Source organism: Pseudoalteromonas sp. TP27, from assembly GCF_056470645.1.
In genome coordinates this window covers 40,858-59,993 of the sequence record NZ_JARDAK010000001.1, presented here as the reverse complement: position 1 = coordinate 59,993, position 19,136 = coordinate 40,858, and the positions used below count along the sequence as shown (strand labels likewise).

Sequence of the window (19,136 nt, the reverse complement as noted above, 5' to 3'; positions counted from 1 at the left end):
AATTAAATGATAATCAATATCATTTGTGTCTATTTAAATCGATTACTCTGTTTGAGTTTTTCGATAGCTAAACTCAAGTTGCTTTAAACTTGAACTTAAGACTGTGATTATATCGGGCTACTTGCGTTGAAATTCAGAGTTTGTATTCCATGTTGGCCACTGTTCTGTTTCAGAAATATCAAAACCTACCTTATAAAATAATTGTAAGTCTTGAACAGCACCCGATAAATCCCATTCGTCACGGTAACGGTCACATGGTTGATGGTAACAACCGCGAAGGACTAAGCTCATACGTTTACGGTAATTAGCGGTTTCTTCATCAGCAGCCATTGTGCCGCCACCTGCGTACATGGCTGGAATACCCATGTTAGCAAATGCAAAGTGATCAGAGCGGTAATAGCCACCAGATGACGGTTTAGGATCACCAGATATTGTTCTGCCTTGCTCTTTAGCCGCAGTTTCTAAAAACTCATCCATTTGTGATTTACCAATACCAACCACATTCATGTCTTTTACTTTGCCTAATAAATTTAAGCTATCCATGTTTATGTTAGCCACTGTTTTATTAGCTGCAATCACTGGGTTTGCCGCATAATATTTAGAACCTAATAAGCCTTGCTCTTCAGCAGTTACTGCTAAAAATGTCATTGAGCGGCTAGGGTGCTTAGGTAATTTAGTAAAAGCTTCAGCTACTTCAATTAGCCCAGCGGTGCCTGTTGCGTTGTCGTGAGCACCGTTATAAATTTGATCGCCTTTGCGCGTTTTATCTGTACCTAAGTGATCCCAGTGAGCTGAGTAAATAACATGCTCATCTGGTTGCTCACTTCCTGGTAAAGTAGCAATAAAGTTGTACGACACTGATTTTTTAATCGTGTTTTTAATATTAACTGACGCGGTTAAGTCACCCATATCAACATGGTAAGCACCTTTAGCTGCGTTTACTTTCGCAGTATCAAAATCTAAACCGGCTTTAGTAAAAAGCTCTTTTGCTACGTCAGTTGTAACCCAGCCTTCAACTGCAACACGGTCCATATTGTTGTTTTCTTTTTGAAAACCAAACTGCTCGCCGCTCCAAGAGTTTTCAACAACCGACCACGGGTAAGATGCGGGTGCTGTTTCATGAATAATAATTGCACCTGCAGCACCTTGTCGACTTGCTTCTTCGTATTTGTATGTCCAACGACCATAATAGGTCATCGCATCGCCAGTAAATAAAGCAGGGTCTTTTGTTGCAAAGCCCGGATCGTTAACCAGCATTACCACTGTTTTGCCTTTAACGTCTAAGCCTTCGTAGTCATTCCAGTTGTATTCAGGTGCATTAACGCCATAACCCACAAATACAAGTTCAGAATTTTCTATGCCTTCTTGTGCGCTTATGCGGCTACTGCCCATAACCATATCTTTTTTATATTGGTAGTCTTTACCACCAATACTAAGCACCATGTTTGAATCTGCTTCAAGTGAAACCAGAGGCACTTCTTGTAAGTAACTATCGCCGTTACCAGGAGCCAAACCTAAAGCTTTAAACTGCGCAGTTAAATAATCAAGCGTTAGCTTTTCGCCAGGCGATGAAGGAGCACGGCCACCAAATTCGTCCGATGCGAGTACTTTTACATGTTTAGCCAGTTCATCAGCTTGAATACTGTTATAACCATTGGTTACATCAGTAGGCGTAATACTTGTTGTTGCACAGCCTGCTAAAACAGCAGTGGCAAGGAGTGTGAGAGAGAAATAATGTTTCATGTCAGCTCTTTTTTTGTTTTAAGTTGTGATTAGTATATTAACTTCTATTAAGTAGAACCAGTTTTTGCGGTAAACTTCTCGTAAATTATAGGCATAAATTGTTAAAGGTTTAAATGAAGCGTTTTACTCCCCCCGAGCAGTGGCAAGTCAGCAGTTTAGAAACAGGTGCATTTTCGCACTTACGTGAGCTGTTTAAAGTTAACGAACTAACAGATTGGCCTGCGCCGCAGTGGTTTACTCCATTTTTAACCGCTATTAATGCTAATAATATTCCTATTACTTTTGAAGATGATGCAAAGGTAGATTTTGGCGATCGTTATTACGAACAGGTTATTTTTGAAACTGGCGTTGTACCTACACGAAGCGAAAATTGGCATGACTTGTTTGGCGGCTTTATTTGGTGTTTATTTCCTAAAACTAAAGCCCTTATAAATCAGCGACATGTACAAGATATAGCTGAGCATGGTTTGCAAAAGCGTACCAAACATCGTAATGCATTAACGCTCTTTGACGAATGTGGTGTTGTATTGGCAATAAGCGATACTAAATGGCAAGAGTTGCTTCGCGATCACCAATGGAAAACAGCATTTGTTGAGCATAAAAGTGAATGGGGAAAAAGCATTAAAGCGTTTATGTTTGGCCATGCTAATTATGAAATGCTCACCAAACCTTATATAGGCTTAACGGGTAAAGCATTGTTTGTTTGTGTACCGGATGAAATATTTTGTAAAGATTTAGTTACTCAATATCAGTACCTAGACCAAGCCCTTTATGAGATGATTAAAATAGATAACTGCTTAGCCGATAATAAACAGCTTTCACCACTGCCTTTATTAGGCGTGCCTGGCTGGCATGATGAAAACAAAGACGACTCTTTTTATAACAATACAGATTATTTTAGAGCGAAACGAAGGATACGAATATGATAGAAGTTGCTGGGCTTAAAAAGAAATTTAAGCTAACTAAAGATCACAAAAAAAATAAAATAGACGACATCGATCCTCGTGAAGATAAAGACTATTTTCACTCAGTTCGAGACGTCAGCTTTAGCTGCGCGAAGGGTGAGGTACTTGGATTACTAGGACCCAATGGCGCAGGTAAAACAACAACACTTAGAATGATTTCAACCGCATTAAAGCCAGATGAAGGTTCAATAACAATTGCTGGAAACGACATTGTAAAAAAACCGTTATTAGGGCGTAAATCTATCGGTTTTTTATCGGGTTCAACCGGTTTGTATGGTCGCTTAACGGTAAAAGAAAATATAGAATATTTTGCAAAATTACACGGCATGAGCAAAAGCGATATTGCATCGCGTTGTGATGAACTATTCACATTGCTTGATATGCATAAGTTTATTGATAAACGTGCTGAAAACCTATCAACTGGTATGAAGCAAAAAGCAAATATAGCGCGTGCTGTTGTACATCGCCCAGCAGTAGTGGTACTCGATGAGCCAACAACTGGGCTCGATATAATGACCACGCAAACCGTTATTGAGTTTATTAAAGGCTTAAAGGCGCAAGGTACACCTGTTATTTTTTCTACCCATCATTTAGATGAAGTTGCACTTTTATGTGACCGAGTTGCTGTAATTAACGAAGGCGTTAGCTGCTTTGACGGGACAGTAGAAGAATTTAAACAAGCCGGTAATAGCGAAGAGCTAAACCAAGCCTTTATGAATATATTAACGGAGAAACATGATGTTTGAAGTATTTAAAAAGGAATTAAGAGAACTCCTTCGCGATAAAAAAACACTACTGTTTGTTGTAGCGCTACCTGTTGCTATATTTCCTTTATTGTTTGCCGTAATGGCATTTATAAGCTCACAAGCAGCAATGGACGCAGAACAAAAAGTAAATACGTACGCTATTATTAACGGTGAATATGCACAAGAATTTACTGACAAAGTGTTTTATCACAAAAGTTTTGAGCTTTATAAAGGTGCTAAAACCTTTAATAACATTGAAGAGCTTAAAGCAGGCGTTATAGCTGGCGATATTGATATGGGTATTTATTTACCAAGCCATGCTGAGCAAACACTAGATAGCGGTGAACAAAGCCAGTGGCAGGTTGTGTTTAACGATTCAAAATCTATCAACTTTTTATTCGAACGTGTTAAAGAACTCGCAAAAGAATACAGTGACGTGATCCAAACTCAAAAGCTAATCAGTTTTGGTATTGAAGAGTCTGTTCAAAAATCTATTCTTAACCCAATTGAAGTAATAAAAGTAGATACAGCCGATAAACGTGAAAATCTAGGCGAAAAAATTGGCGGCTTCCTACCTTACTTACTAATTCCACTGGTATTAATGGGAGCAACTTATCCGGCTATTGATTTAGGCGCAGGCGAAAAAGAACGTGGCACACTAGAAACACTTCTGCTTACACCTATTACGCGTACAGAGCTCGTGCTTGGTAAGTTTATAACCTTATTAACTACATCCATTGCCTCCACAACCATAACGGTCTTAAGTATGGGCTGTTGGATAGCACTGGCATTAGCATTTGCTGATCTTGATTTTATTAAAGCGGCATTTAGTACATTAGCGGTAACCGATTTACTGATGATATTTGTACTGCTATTACCTGTTGCAGCTATATTTTCGGCTTTAGCCTTGGCTATATCTATCTATGCACGTACGTTTAAAGAAGCACAAAACTATATGGCCCCACTTAGCATGGGAGTGATTTTTCCTATCATGATTTCAATAATGCCAAATATGGAGCTTACTGCTAAAACAGCATTCATTCCTGTTACAAACGTAGCATTAGCAATTAAAGAAATAGTAAAAGGGACTGTTGATTACACCTTTATAGGCTTAATCTTTTTAGCAACAGCAATCATTGCTGCAGGGCTACTGGCATTTTGCGTTAAATGGTTTAACCGAGAAGATGTATTATTTAGATAAGAATTTATTGGTAATAAAAAGCATCACTTTAGTGATAACACCATTCAGTTAAGCATGCTTTGACTTAATGGTGTACCGAGTTTTTGAAATTCGAACGGTCCTACTTTTGGGCCGTTTTCTTTTTTCTGGAAGAATATAACGTTTCACTCGTTCTCGCATTGCCCTTAATTTCTTTGGAATTGAACACCAGAGTATTTATCCTGTATATCCCGCAAAGCCATGACAAAACTAATTCTCAGCGGGGAGACTTTAGCCTCCTTGGCTATTCGACTTATCTCTACTCGAATTAAATTGTAGGCTAGCAATATACCCCATAGCTCTTGATTGACTCCATCCACTAATTACTAATTAACTAGACACCCATCTTAAATTTTGCACTTTTCGAAGTTAGAGGTTAGCCTTTGTTTAGTGTAAAAAGTAAATTACTAATTAACTAGACACCCATCTTAAATTTTGCACTTTTCGAAGTTAGAGGATAGCCTTTGTTTAGTGTGAAAAGTAAGCAGAGTGTCACATGGCAATTGCAAGAAAACGACAAATAAGTTTGGTTGATACAAAATATTATCACTGTATTTCACGTTGCGTGCGCCGTGCATTTTTATGTGGTGAAGACCACTTTACAGGGAAGTCTTACGAACATCGACGAGGCTGGATTGAAAATAAACTGCTTGAGTTAGCCAAGGTGTTTTGTATTAACGTGTGTGCTATGCCGTAATGAGTAACCATCCCCATTTAGTACTGTATGTTGATGATAAAAAAGCGAATAGGCTAAATGATAAAGCGATTGTTATTCGTTGGCACAAGCTGTGCAAGGCACCGTACTTACGCAAAAGTACATACAAGGTGAAAAGCTAAGTAAAGCTGAACTTATCATTTTTAATCAAACGGTTAAACAATACCGTGAACGCTTAGCAAGTATCAGTTGGTTTATGCGGTTACTAAATGAAAACATTGCGCGCAGGGCAAATAAAGAAGATAACTGCACAGGACGATTTTATTCGCTGCCATCCATGGCGCTCACCCTTCGGGCCGCCTAAGGCGTTCAAAGTTGTTCCACACAACTTTGTGGGAAGGGCCTTTCCTTAAAATAAAAAGTAATCGCAAGCATTACTAGATGAAGCAGCACTTGCAGCCTGTATGGCGTATGTTGATTTAAACCCCATCAGAGCGAAAATGGCAGAAACCCCTGAAGAATCAGACCATACCAGTGTCCAACAACGTTTAACATATGCAAAAGAAGGCAAGCAACCAAAACAACTACTTCGCTTTGCAGGTATACCACGTCAAATAATGCCAAAAGGATTACCGTTTGAGCTTAAATCGTACCTTAAACTTGTTGAATTAACAGGACGTTGTATACGAGAAGACAAGCGAGGGTATATTGAAAGTACATATTTGCCTTTACTAGAAAGAGTGAATATATCTCCAGAAAACTGGTTAAGACTCACAACCCAATTTACACGTGTATTTCATGGTGCAGTTGGCAGGCCAGCCTCACAAGCCAGTTATTGTGAAAACTTAAACCGAAAGCGGCGAGGGAATATCAGTAACTGCCAAAAGCTTCTCGCATAAACTTAAACTACTCAGTAAAGTTATTCAGTAATAAATCACAACTGCATCATGCATTTATTTTCGTGCATGTAATTTAAGATTAACAGCGGTAATGTATTATTTAATGAATTAAATAAAAGAAATAGATAAGGAAAGGTAAGTTTTTTAACCTAAAAAGTAGATTTTATGGCACAGTTTAGCTTGCACAATTAGAGTGGCTGTCTAGTTTAATTGGTCTAGTTTAATTGGTCTAGTTTAATTGCTGTTGGATAATCATTATTGCGTCTAGTTAATCAGCTTTCGAATACCTTATGTATTTATATGTTATGTGAGTATGCAGTTAAGCATGCTCTTTTTATTTAAAGAGGGAATTTTGGCTAATTCAATTATATTAAAATCACTATTAGAAACGATTAAATGGTTACTCATTTGGCTAACTGTAGCAGGGCTTGTATTAGGTGTTTTAAGTCAAGGTTTGATTTTTGATACAAGTGATGGGCTTGATGTTTTATTAATTATTGCGCTTTTGATGTTTCAACATCGATTAAAATTTGATGAACACAATAATCAAATAGATATAAAGTTAGGCGCTTATTTTTTTAAGAAAGAAATCTTCACGTATAGTCACCATACTATTGACACTAGCACGATTAAAACAATTTCATGCCAAGATAATAAAGCCATTAGCGTGATTGATATTAATTACACCTCAGCAGAAGGCAAGCTTAGCACCTATACGTTTAGGTGTTTTAAGCAAGCTAAACAAGCGCAGCTAGTAGTGAATAAGCTTTCAACCGTTGAGATCGTTTATACTGCTAAACGAGAAGAGGCCGAGGCTGCAAAAACAAACTCAGCAACGGTGAGCAAATTTACAAAAATATTTCCGCAACATACTATTTTGGGTAATGCGGAGGCTAAAAATAATATTCCCATCCTCAGGTGCGCGCTGCCGCTCCCTGATAGTAAGAAAAACTTAGTTCATTTTATCGTAGTGTGTTTTGCTTTACTTACGCTATTTATTGCGTTTTCATCACAAAATTGGAAGCCATCTTTTGCATTCTTAGTAATAACTTATGTAAGTTATTACTTTGCTAGGGTTATTATTTGTAATAAATACTATTTTATAAAAACAGCGCCTTTAAGTTCCATTATCATAAACAATAATGAGCTTTATTTACCCGCGTTACTATTTACTGATAAAACACCGCGTACGCTAACTAAGCCGGAGATTATTAGCATTGAGGCTAAGTGGAATTACGATTACAAGTCAGTTGAAGGCTCTGCCAGGAAAACTAAAAGGTCATATTTAATTTCATTAGTATTTAATACAAGTAAGGGGCAGAGCATTTCGCTGACGCACTGGAGTGTTGATAGTGAAGAGCTTGTGTTTTCATTATTAAAACATAAATACCCAGTCTCAATAGATAGAACTAGTCAAATGGTTTACCCATTTAAGCGGCATGTTGGTTTATTCGTTTGCTTGTTTATACTCATTATACTTGCTACTGCTCTGCCAAAAGTTATATCTCTTTAATAGGTACTGTATTTAGTGTTGGGTTACTGATAGTGTTAATTATAAGCCATTGTAGTTATGTAGCTTTTTAACCATTAAATTTTAAGGATAAGGTTTTGAAAAATATATTTAAATTTATAATATTACTCACTGCAAGTTTATGTTGTTCTGCACACGCGAAAAATAACCTTTCACTCAATTATCAAGTAACTAAAGAGTTAAATCATTTTGCATACATAAAAATAAAAGTCACCGATAAATACCTTCGTACAGACTATGTTTTGCCAAATAAAACCTTTACAGAAATGACTATTAAAGATGATGGCCAATATATTTTAGATCATCAAAAAAATATCGCATACAGATTAGATTATGCTTTAAATAAAGAAAATAGTGATAAAGCTCTTACTGATATGATGAAATATGCGCCAGGATTCACCAAAGAGCAAATTTACGAAATGAGCTTAGATCCTAAAAACGACCCTAATAACTATATTGCTTATGAAAAGGAAGGGGCTAACTTATTTGTAGGATATTTTGATGATGAAAAAGTCCAAACAGTCAAAACGAGTTCGTTCCCAAACCAATTTTTATCATCTGTTGAATATACTTGGCTTTTAAAACGAGCACGAGAAGATACTTATTTTGGAAAAGCATTTGTTGGTTTTTTAGATGTGCCTTTAATAGATTTTATGCGTAAACTTAAGTACGACACAAATCAAATGCCGACGGAAATCACACTGAATAATGAAGGGAAAGCCGTTTCTTTAAAGACTGTTAGTAACAGTGTAATAGATGAAGGTGAACTCGAAATAAAAGCGCAGTTTAAGGTCAAAGACATAACTCATGAATCGATTCAATTTTTGAAGAATTTAGAGAGTATTGCTAAGGAAACAGGCGTTATAGAGTGAATACACATATAATAAGCCTTACAGGACTAGTTGCTTCTTTTAAAGTAGCCTGTTGTCAGTAAGTTATGGGCTGTTTTCAATGATACTTATCATAGAATTAAATTTTTGAATAAATACCCTCTATATCTGTTGTTTTTTAAGCTGCACTGGCGTTGCCTTCTTTTTAAAAAAGGTATTGCGCACAGCTAAAAATTTGAAAAATAAACCTAATTATTTAGAACGTTATTTATACCGCTATCTGTTATTTATGTGGGATTAAAACTAATGATTTAGTGTTTTTTTATGCTAAATGTGTAAATTAATAGTCATAACTGATTAGTCTCGGGGTCCTTTTTAGCTTTTATTGCTCTATAATGGAGGTATTAAAATCTAGTGGTGAAGTAAATGTTAAAAAGAAATATTTTGTTGAATGTAACAAAAAATAATAAATTAATGCTCGTTGCAACAATAATATTTGTTCTTATAGCTTTGCCTTCTCTATACCTGTTCGATCAAAAAGTAAGAAGTGATGTTTACCATTCAGCTCAAATAGAGTTAAAGCGTGAGCTTGAAACAAAAAGCCTTTCACTAAAAAAACATCTTAAAGATAGTGTTACCGCAATCCGCTTTTTAGATGCAACGCCTCCTATTCAAGGTATTACTCGCGCAAAAGAAAATAAACTCATTGATCCAATTCTTGGAACACCTATTGATATTTGGCAAGAGCGCTTAGCAAGTATATTTACAGGCTTTATGCAAACTGATGACAGTATATTACAAGCCCGCTATATTACGCTTGAAGATGGTGGCCAAGAGGTTGTCAGGGTTGATAGAAATCAACTCGGAGAGATTAATCGCTTACAAGGCCTGCAATTACAAAAGAAAGGCCAACGCGACTACATAATCAAAGCGAGTATGCTTGATAATAAAAGTGTTTATATTTCACCAATTAACTACAATCGTGAAAATGGACAAATACAAGAACCTTACATCAGTACTTTTCGTGTAGCTAAGCCAGTTTTTGATGAAAAAAATAAGATCTTTGCAATATTAGTCACTAATTACTTTGCAGATAAATTAATAAAAAGCTTAACGGTAGAATCCCCTCAAGGAATACAAATTTACCTTATGAACAATGAAGGTGAATTTTTATATCATCCAAACCCTCAACTCCGCTTTGGTTTTGAATTTAATAAAGCTAAAACGTGGGCTGAAGAGTTTACAACTGACACTACAATGGCAGAGCAAGGTACTTTACCGCTAAGTAATTATCCAATTGCTTATACATTAAAAAAGCGTATTTCGTTTGATGGTGATATTGCTATGTTACCTTTAGATCTTGCTGTAAGTGTCAATTCAGAAACATTGTTTGAAAAAGTGAATGAAAGACGTCAAAACTTTATTGTTATGCTGGTCATGTTTTTTGGTATATTTTTAGTTATCGCCTTTTTATACCAACGCTTTATAAATCGTAAATTGCTAATACATTCTTTAAAAGAGCAAAATAACAAAGTAATTGAAAATTCGCTCGATGCTATTTTTACAATTGAGCAAAACGGTCAGGTTGTACACTTTAATAATACAGCTAAAGAGATTTTTGGTACTTCAATTATTGGTAATAGTTCTGACTTTGTTTCGCTGTTTAATTTAAATGACGCTGACAATAATTGTATTGAAGAGACTATTTCAAACGGTTCAAAAATGCCATTTGAAGCTATCTACACAGATGGTTATGGCAACAAACAATATTTTTCAATTACGCTAAGCAGTATTTTTGATGTTTACAATAACCGTTACCAAGTTGCGGCCATTTTAAGAAATATTAGCTCATTAAAAAATACTCAATCAGAGCTTGAAGGATTAAATAGCACTTTAGAGCTAAAAGTATCACAAAGGACTATTGAGTTAGAGCGCGCAATTGATCAAGCATTAGCAGCTAGCCAAGCAAAAAGTGATTTTGTAGCAAACATATCTCACGAAATACGCACACCGATGAATGGCGTTTTGGGTATGCTTGAAATGCTCAAAGAAGATGGTTTAAGTGAACAACAATATCATTACTTAAAGCTAGCCAACAGCAGTGCTAACTCTTTGATGAATTTGATTAACGATATTCTCGATTTTTCTAAAATAGAAGCGGGTAAGCTCGATATTGATAATCATACATTTGATGTGGTTACAGTATGTAGCGATATGATTAGCTCTTTAGCGTTACAGGGCCAGCGCAAAGGTCTTGAAGTATTTTTAGATACTAAAGATGTAGTAGACAGAATGGTTATTGGTGATAGCCATCGCCTTAAACAAATTTTAATTAATTTAGTTAATAACGCATTTAAATTTACCCACCGAGGTGAAGTAAGTTTAACTGTTGGCTCTAAGTACATTACCGACTCAAAGCTATTAATGAGCTTTACAATAAAAGATACGGGTATTGGTATAGCGCCAGAGAACATAGACAAACTATTTGAAGTATTTACACAAGAAGACTCAAGTACAACCCGTCACTTTGGTGGTACAGGCTTGGGCTTATCCATATGTAAAAAACTTGCTCAGCTAATGGGTGGTAATATTACAGTTATAAGTGAAAAGGGCGCTGGTAGTACGTTTACCGCAACGGTTGAGCTACACGTAGCACAAGATAAAAAACTAAATACTGGTATTGAGCTTGCTACTAGTATTAACGTAGCGGCGTTAATAGCGCGCGATAACGTTTATAAAAACGTATGCGATTTATTACTACTTACCTGTAAAGTAAATGCTGAGAATATAGTTAGGCTTGATTACTTTAGTGAGCATAAAGAGTTTGAAGCCGACTTATTGTTAATTGATGATGAGCACCCTCAAATTGATGCGTTAATTGATCACTGTAAACAATTTAATAAAAAGTACGTCTTAATTTTACGCGACATGGTGACCGACAAACCAACAAAAACGGTGTTACCGGAAGGTAGTCATATTTTAAATAAACCGCTTACCCAAGATCAATTTAGCTATAAATTAGCCAGCTTATTTGGTGCTAGTAATGACTGCATTATAGCGCCACCTAAAGGCTTAACAGAAGAACAAGTAGAGCCGGACTTATCTGCTTATCATATATTATTAGTAGACGATAATATGATAAACATTGAAGTAGCTAAGGCAATTTTAAAACGCACTAAAGCAAAAATCACCTCTGCGTCAGACGGTGTGGAGGCATTAGAAGCATTGAGAGAAAACACAGAGCAAGCTTTTGATGTTATTTTAATGGATTGCCAAATGCCTAATTTAAATGGCTACGATACAACAAGTGAAATCAGAAATGCTAAGGCAGGGGTAGATTATACTTACATACCTATTATTGCGATGACAGCAAGTGCGATGGAAGGTGATAGAGAGCGCTGTTTAACTGCTGGCATGAACGACTATATTACTAAACCAATCAAGCCACGAACGCTAAAAGATAAGTTAATCACCTGGCTAAGTTAATCATTTGGCTAAGTTAAACACCATAAAATGAGAATCAGCTGCTTATGCAGCTGATTTTTTTGGTTTAGTATCAGTTGATATATTTAACTTTGTTATGTCGGCGCTATCGAGTACGGTTTGTGTGTCTGACCAGTGCAGTAATTTAATTTTTCCATCTTGCTGCTCTACCAGCGCCGTACAGTTCTCAATCCAACCCCCATCGTTACAATACACAATACCGTCATCTACTTTTATTTTGGGATGATGAATGTGTCCACAAATAATACCGTCTACGTTTTGTTTATTAGCTTTAGTGGTGTGAATAAACTGCTGGTGGATTTCAATACCAAATAATGTTTGATTTATACCAATCTGTTTATATATGAGGTCTATTTAACGTTAAGAAAATTACGCTAGAACTAGGCAAAAATTTTTGTATCTAGTTGTTCTAAATAAAAAATTTTTAACGACGTTTTAGTGCAATTTAATTCGTTAAATTGATCAGAGATTTATGCAGGTTGGTATTATATAGTTTCTAAACGTTTCGTCATGATTACCGGGAATATAAATGACGCGTGTACCGTTAGCTGCTTTTTGTTGTATACAACTCAACACTTGATAATGCGAGGGATGCCAATAAAACTGTCGTTTCATTGACCATAAATCAATAATGTTACCCACTAAATAAAGAGTGTCAGATTCTACTGAGTTTCAAAAATCGAGTAAGTAATCGGCTTTACAGTCTTTGTAACCTAAATGAACATCAGATATCCAAATAGTCGGATAATGTTTCTTATCAGTGTTTGCGCCATTACTCATTTTCATTCCCTAGAGTATCGAGTGTAATAGTTAAATAACCTGAACTCTGGTTAAGAGATTTACTAAGGTATTGAATCATGGTGATATTTAAATTTATTTTCTCTAGCCAGAGATTTTCAGTGAAAACAAGGCGAATTTACGCGTCAATAGCGAGCCTATTGCAAGTAAATTCAACGCAGTTAGCGCTGAAAATAGCTGCTCGAGATAGATTTATTATCCAGAGTTCAGGTTAAATACTTTAGGGAATACAAATGATAACTACACGACAGTAAATAAGCGGTAAATACACACATAAAATTTAGGTATAAAAAAGCCGCTTTTAAAAACCGCTTTTAAAAACCGCTTTTAAAAAGCGGTTTTAAAATTACTTATAAATATTTTTAGCTTAACCTTTAACCGCTGCTTTAATTGCATCAATTGCTGTATCGATATCAATCATTAGCTTTTCACCGGTACGACGGTTTTTAAGCTCAACTTTGTTTTCGTCAAGGTTACGCTCACCAATTACTAGCGTAAATGGCACACCAATTAGCTCCATGTCATTAAACATAACACCAGGGCGCTCTTTACGGTCATCAAATAACACCTCTAAACCTGCATCTTTTAAACCTTGGTAAAGGTTATTTGCAATATCAGGAATACGATGCGATTTGTGCATGTTCATAGGAACAATTGCTAAGTCAAATGGCGCGATTGATTTCGGCCAAATGATCCCGTATTGATCGTTGTTCTGCTCAATAGCAGCAGCAACAATACGTGAAACACCAATGCCGTAACAACCCATCGTCATTGTTTGGTTTTTACCACCTTCGTTTAATACGCCGGCTTTCATCGCTTCTGAATATTTAGTGCCAAGCTGAAAAATATGACCCACTTCAACACCACGTTTAATTTGCAAAACGCCTTGGCCACATGGGCTCATATCGCCTTCAACAATATTACGAATATCAGCAACGTCGTAATCAGTTACGTCACGATCCCAGTTAATACCGCTGTAATGCTCGTCGTCTTTATTTGCACCGGCAACAAAATCAGCAAGTATGTTAGCTGTTCTATCAACAATAATAGGCATTGATAAGCCAACAGGACCTAACGAGCCTGGTTTTGCACCAATAGCAGCAACAATATCAGCCTCTGTTGCCATTTCAAGCGGAGAGTCTACTAATGAGTGCTTTTCAGCTTTTAACTCGTTTAATTCGTGATCGCCACGCAGTACTAAGGCTACTAAACCACGTACTTCGTTTTCATCAGGCGTACCATAAACAATTAACGTTTTAACACCGCGATGTGGTTTAACACCGTAGTGTTTTTTAAGCTCGTTAATAGTTTTAGCATCAGGCGTCGGAAACGCTTTTAACTCTTTTGATGCTTCAGGGCGCGGCTCGCTTGGTGCCAGCGCTTCTGCTTTTTCAATATTAGCGGCGTAATCACTGCCATCACTAAATGCAATAGCATCTTCGCCCGATTCAGCAAGTACATGAAACTCATGAGACAAACTACCACCAATAGAGCCTGTGTCAGCAAGTACAGGGCGGTAATCAAGGCCTAAGCGTTCAAAAATATTACAGTATGCTTTGTGCATTACTTGATAAGTTGCATCTAAACATTCTTCACTTAAGTGAAAAGAGTACGCATCTTTCATTGTAAATTCACGGGCGCGCATAACACCAAAGCGAGGACGACGTTCGTCGCGTACTTTAGTTTGTACTTGGTATAAAGTAACAGGTAGCTGCTTGTAGCTGCTTATTTCTTTACGCACGAAATCAGTTATTACTTCTTCGTGTGTTGGGCCAAGTGCAAACGTACGGTTATGACGGTCTGTAAAGCGCATAAGCTCAGGACCAAATTCATTCCAACGACCAGACTCTTCCCACAAATCAGCAGGTTGAATTACAGGCATTAGCATTTCAATGGCGCCAGCTTTGTCCATTTCTTCACGTACAATGTTTTCTACTTTACGTAGCACGCGTAAACCAGAGGGTAACCAAGTGTATAAACCCGAAGCGACGCGACGGATCATACCGGCTCTAAGCATTAACTGATGCGATACGATTTCAGCATCTGATGGCGTTTCTTTAAGTGTTGCGAGTATATATTGGCTTGTACGCATTTTTTTTCCGAAATAGAGTAATTATATTCTTTTAATAGAGCTTAAGTTTACCAGCGGATGCTTTTACACTAAAGCGCTAAGTGAGTTATTTAGTTTTTTTCTATGTTTGTTACTACGTTATGCGAGTCATTAACCTGCCAACGAATATTAAAGTTGTACAAAGTCATCCCATAGCTCTGCTCGCCTTCTTTTTGTTTTTTATAAGCGGGGCGAGGATCTTGCTTTAATACATTGGCTATAAAATCTTGTAAGTCTGGGTACTGGGTTTGCGTATTAATAAACTCGATTACTTGAGGGCTAAATTCAACCGTCATCTCGGTTTCTGGACGCGTATCGGCAAAACCAGCGCTGGCATCAGGCATAGAGTCTGAGTACGGCAAATACGGTTTTATATCAATAATCGGTGTGCCATCCAGTAAATCAATACCAGCGAGTAATAAACTAAGCTGGCCATTTTTATACTCAATACCTTCAAGCTTTACAGCGCTCATACCTATTGCGTTGGGTCTAAATGTAGCGCGCGTTGCAAATACGCCTTTTCGCTCATTACCACCTAAGCGAGGAGGGCGTACCATCGCTGAATAGCCTTTATCTGCTGTTTCGTGAAAACGAAATAACAACCATATATGAGTAAACTCATCGAGCCCGCGTACAAATTCTTCGCGATTAAAATCGGGGGCAAATATAAGCTTTGCTTTAGCTTGTGGCACTAAACGAGGTTGCCTAGGTATAGCAAACTTTTGTTTGTAAGGAGATTCGATGTGGCCAATAGCCGAAATGGTATAATCGCTCATAGTACTCGGGTACAAATAAAATAGAGTGCTATTCTACCCGCATTTAGTCTTTATGGCATTAATGTAAATAAGTTTATTGCTTATAAACCGAATGGTTTAAACTTATTAACTAAACAGATTGGTTTATATTAATATATTTAAAAAGAGCATAAAAATAAAAAAGGTAAGCCATTAGGCTTACCTTTCATACACACGTTAAATATTAATTAAAACATGTACTGAACTGATACAGACGCTACATCCATATCTGGGTCAATATCGTCATCAAGTTTATAACGTTCGTACTCTAAACGAAACTGAACATTTGTTGTAAGTGCGTATTCAATACCTGCGCCGTAAAATGCATCACCACCATCTGTAGAAGCTGTTACGCCGCCTACTGGTAAATCTTGTGTGTAATCTGCATCCCACTCAAGCCAACCACCTTTTGCATATACAGAAAAGCTCTCTGTTATTGGGTACCCTAAACGTGCGGCAAGCGATACGCCATCAATTTCGGCTTTGCTGCTAATATCACTTACTTCGTCAAAGTTTTGATAAGCAAGCTCTAAGCTTAAGTACTCGTTAAATTGCGCACCAACATAACCTTTAAGCATTTGTGCGTCGTCGTCAAAGTCAGTGTCGTTGTCGCTATCTTCAAACTCAAAAGAATATTGACCGTAACCAATACCTGTGTAGATACGCGGAGAATCGAAATCAGAAATGTCAGCGTGTGCTGCAGAGTTAAAACCCATTGCTGCTAAAGCAAGCGCAGAAAAAGAAAGTGTTTTAATCATTGAATAGCTCCTTTAAAATAATTTAAATGTTTGATTAAATTTATCAAACGACAATTAACTACTTGCAGCGAACATGCCAATTTTAAAAGAGGGTATTAAAACGCCATAATAGCTACTTTTGTATTAGTTACCATGACGTTTAGGTTGTTTTGTAAACAAATTGAACTTTTCGATGATTTTGCTTTCTAAAAAAAGATGTACGTTTTACAAAACATTATGAGTATTTTACATACCTATTAGGTACATTTCTAAAGTGTTAATTGGAATTTAAACTTTATGAAGCAAGTTTTCTGTTTCAATGGCTATTTCTTTCATTTTTATAGCGTAGTTTTCTAATTTAATATCTTCGTCAGTTACAGCTTTAAACGAAGGCACCTCTATTGGGTAACCCGTTTCGTCCATAGCAATAAAACTAATAACACAATGATTTGTTTCAACCATATTTTGTGTTTTAGGATCGCCACATCTAACTTGAATAAATATTTGCATGCTACTTCTACCCGTATGGGCAATTTTAGCTTCTACTTCTACAATTTGACCCACGAGAATAGGGCGCCTAAATTTAACACCAGCTACCGAAACCGTTACACAATAATGACCACTCCAACCAGCAGCACATGCATAACCAGCTTGGTCGATCCATTTCATGACGGCCCCACCATGAACTTTACCACCAAAATTTACATCGGTAGGCTCGGCTAAAAAACGAAAAACAACTTTTGACGACGGCATAGTTAACACTCACATTTATTAAAACTATTATAAGCATAACGTAAAAAAGGGGCCGAAGCCCCTGCAATTTAGGATATGTTTATAATTTGTATGTAAAAAATGTGCTTAGTTAGTCATTCTGCGCATAATTTAGCTACATATTAGGGTAGTTTGGCCCGCCAGCGCCTTCTGGCGTTACCCATGTAATGTTTTGACTAGGGTCTTTAATATCGCAGGTTTTACAGTGCACACAGTTTTGGGCGTTTATAACAAACTCTTTACTGCCTTCTACTTCTTGCACTTCGTATACGCCTGCTGGGCAGTAGCGCTGAGCGGGCTCATCAAATTTTACTAAGTTTACGTTGATAGGTATCGACGCATCTTTAAGCTTTAAATGGCACGGCTGCGATTCTTCGTGATTTGTATTTGATAAAAATACGCTCGAGAGTTTATCAAAGCTTAATTGTCCATCTGGCTTTGGGTACGCTATTTTGTCAGCGGCGTTAGCATCAACAAGGGTAGAGTGATCGGGCGTATTATCTTTAAATGTAAACGGTAAACCGCCATTAAAAATGTTTTGATCTAGCGTGTTGTATGCTCCGCCTACAAACTTACCCAGTTTGTGCATTGCAGGGCCAAAGTTACGAGATTGATATAACTCTTTATATGCCCACGATTGCTCAAAGGCTTTTTGGTAATTAGCTAAATCGGTATTTGCTAACTCACTTTGCAGCGCTTCAAAAATAACGTCAGCAGCAATCATTCCTGATTTCATTGCAGTGTGGTTACCTTTAATTTTTGCAAAATTAAGTGTGCCTGCATCACAGCCTACTATTAAACCACCAGCAAAATGCATTTTTGGTAATGAATGTAAGCCGCCTTTAGCGATTGCACGTGCACCGTATGCAATACGTTCACCGCCTTCAAGTACGCTTTTAAATACAGGGTGATGCTTCATGCGCTGAAAATCATCAAATGGACTTAAATGCGGATTTGAGTAATTTAAATCAACAATTAAACCAACAACAACTTGATTGTTTTCGCTGTGATACATAAATGCACCACCATTAGTGTCACCACTTAGTGGCCAACCTGTACCATGCACAACTTTGCCAAGCTCATGTTTACTTTCATCAATTTGCCAAATTTCTTTAAAGCCTAAACCGTAATGCTGTGGCGATGAATCCGCATCAAGTGCAAACTCATTAATTAGTTGCTTACCCAAATGACCTCGGCAGCCTTCTGCAAAAATAGTGTATTTTGCACGAAGCTCCATGCCGGGCATGTAACCATCTTTTTCATTACCGTCTTTGTCTACACCCATATCGCCAGTAACAATGCCTTTCACTGCTTTATCTTCAATTATTAAAGAGTGAGCACTAAACCCTGGAAATATCTCTACACCTAACGCTTCGGCTTGCTCAGCAAGCCATCGACATACGTTACCCATAGACACAATGTAGTTACCGTCATTATGAAATGTTTTAGGCGTTGCAAAGTGGGGTATTGATGTCGCTTTTTGTTCGTTATTAAACCAATAAATTTCATCGTTAGTTACTTTTGTCGTAACAGGGGCGCCCAGTTCTTGCCAATTTGGTAGTAATTCATCCAAAGCTTTGGTTTCAAAAACCGCACCAGAGAGTACATGTGCACCCACTTCAGACCCTTTTTCGACGACGCAGATCATGCACTCTTGTTGTTTTTCTTGTGCTAGTTGCGCGAGTTTAATTGCACTTGAAAGCCCTGCAGGGCCTGCACCAACAATAACTACATCAAATTCCATGGTTTCACGTTCGACCATAATAACCTCTTTATCTATGACGGACTTATTCGAATGTTTACTACACATTTAAATAAGGTGTACAGCCTATTA

General features: G+C 37.2%; 12 protein-coding genes and 3 pseudogenes. 7 read left to right on the top strand and 8 right to left on the bottom strand.

The genetic code is table 11. From position 1 onward, the window contains the following. Positions 1 to 117: 117 nt before the first annotated feature. The gene (locus PX700_RS00265) at positions 118 to 1,743 is read right to left on the bottom strand and encodes a M28 family metallopeptidase (RefSeq protein ID WP_479519507.1); all 1,626 of its coding nucleotides are present in this window, start codon (positions 1,741 to 1,743) and stop codon (positions 118 to 120) included. Positions 1,744 to 1,856: 113 nt separating this feature from the next. On the opposite strand from PX700_RS00265, the gene PX700_RS00260 reads away from it, so the two are divergent. From PX700_RS00260 to PX700_RS00250, 3 genes are read left to right on the top strand one after another with little or no spacing between them, the layout of a single operon-like run. Then, positions 1,857 to 2,669 (top strand): DUF3025 domain-containing protein, encoded by an 813-nt coding sequence (locus PX700_RS00260; protein WP_479519506.1) that lies wholly within the window; start codon positions 1,857 to 1,859, stop codon positions 2,667 to 2,669. Continuing rightward, positions 2,666 to 3,454, top strand: coding sequence for an ABC transporter ATP-binding protein (locus tag PX700_RS00255; protein ID WP_479519505.1), 789 nt, complete (start codon positions 2,666 to 2,668; stop codon positions 3,452 to 3,454). The genes PX700_RS00260 and PX700_RS00255 overlap by 4 nt, the downstream gene beginning before the upstream one ends. Next, positions 3,447 to 4,655, top strand: coding sequence for an ABC transporter permease (locus PX700_RS00250; RefSeq protein ID WP_479519732.1), 1,209 nt, complete (start codon positions 3,447 to 3,449; stop codon positions 4,653 to 4,655). The genes PX700_RS00255 and PX700_RS00250 overlap by 8 nt, the downstream gene beginning before the upstream one ends. 48 nt (positions 4,656 to 4,703) lie before the next feature. On the opposite strand, the pseudogene PX700_RS00245 reads toward PX700_RS00250, so the two are convergent. Beyond that, a pseudogene (locus tag PX700_RS00245) lies at positions 4,704 to 4,993 on the bottom strand (IS4 family transposase); the annotation flags it as partial. A 176-nt stretch (positions 4,994 to 5,169) separates the two neighbouring features. Here PX700_RS00245 and PX700_RS00240 point away from each other — a divergent pair. The 4 genes and pseudogenes from PX700_RS00240 (at position 5,170) to PX700_RS00225 (ending at position 12,074) form a co-directional block, all read left to right on the top strand. Further along, a pseudogene (locus PX700_RS00240) lies at positions 5,170 to 6,227 on the top strand (transposase). Positions 6,228 to 6,579: 352 nt separating this feature from the next. Then, positions 6,580 to 7,740: a hypothetical protein gene (locus tag PX700_RS00235; protein WP_479519504.1), complete on the top strand. Its 1,161-nt coding sequence runs from the start codon at positions 6,580 to 6,582 to the stop codon at positions 7,738 to 7,740. Positions 7,741 to 7,835: 95 nt separating this feature from the next. After that, on the top strand, positions 7,836 to 8,630 hold the full coding sequence (locus tag PX700_RS00230) for a hypothetical protein (protein WP_479519503.1): 795 nt from the start codon (positions 7,836 to 7,838) through the stop codon (positions 8,628 to 8,630). A 384-nt stretch (positions 8,631 to 9,014) separates the two neighbouring features. Then, a complete protein-coding gene (locus tag PX700_RS00225; RefSeq protein WP_479519502.1) occupies positions 9,015 to 12,074 on the top strand; it encodes an ATP-binding protein in 3,060 nt (1,019 codons plus the stop codon). A 42-nt stretch (positions 12,075 to 12,116) separates the two neighbouring features. Here the strand turns inward: PX700_RS00225 and PX700_RS00220 are convergent. The 6 genes and pseudogenes from PX700_RS00220 to PX700_RS00195 form a co-directional block, all read right to left on the bottom strand. Beyond that, a pseudogene (locus PX700_RS00220) lies at positions 12,117 to 12,872 on the bottom strand (UDP-2,3-diacylglucosamine diphosphatase). A gap of 385 nt (positions 12,873 to 13,257) precedes the next feature. After that, a complete protein-coding gene (locus PX700_RS00215) occupies positions 13,258 to 14,982 on the bottom strand; it encodes a proline--tRNA ligase (protein WP_479519501.1) in 1,725 nt (574 codons plus the stop codon). A gap of 89 nt (positions 14,983 to 15,071) precedes the next feature. Next, entirely contained in the window at positions 15,072 to 15,776 is a 705-nt protein-coding gene (tsaA, locus tag PX700_RS00210; protein WP_479519500.1) for a tRNA (N6-threonylcarbamoyladenosine(37)-N6)-methyltransferase TrmO, read from the bottom strand. A gap of 206 nt (positions 15,777 to 15,982) precedes the next feature. Beyond that, entirely contained in the window at positions 15,983 to 16,552 is a 570-nt protein-coding gene (locus tag PX700_RS00205) for an outer membrane beta-barrel protein (protein WP_479519499.1), read from the bottom strand. Positions 16,553 to 16,819: 267 nt separating this feature from the next. Further along, entirely contained in the window at positions 16,820 to 17,284 is a 465-nt protein-coding gene (locus PX700_RS00200) for an acyl-CoA thioesterase (RefSeq protein ID WP_479519498.1), read from the bottom strand. 133 nt (positions 17,285 to 17,417) lie between these two features. Further along, complete coding sequence (locus PX700_RS00195) at positions 17,418 to 19,064, bottom strand: electron transfer flavoprotein-ubiquinone oxidoreductase (protein WP_479519497.1); 1,647 nt, start codon at positions 19,062 to 19,064, stop codon at positions 17,418 to 17,420. Positions 19,065 to 19,136: the final 72 nt, after the last annotated feature.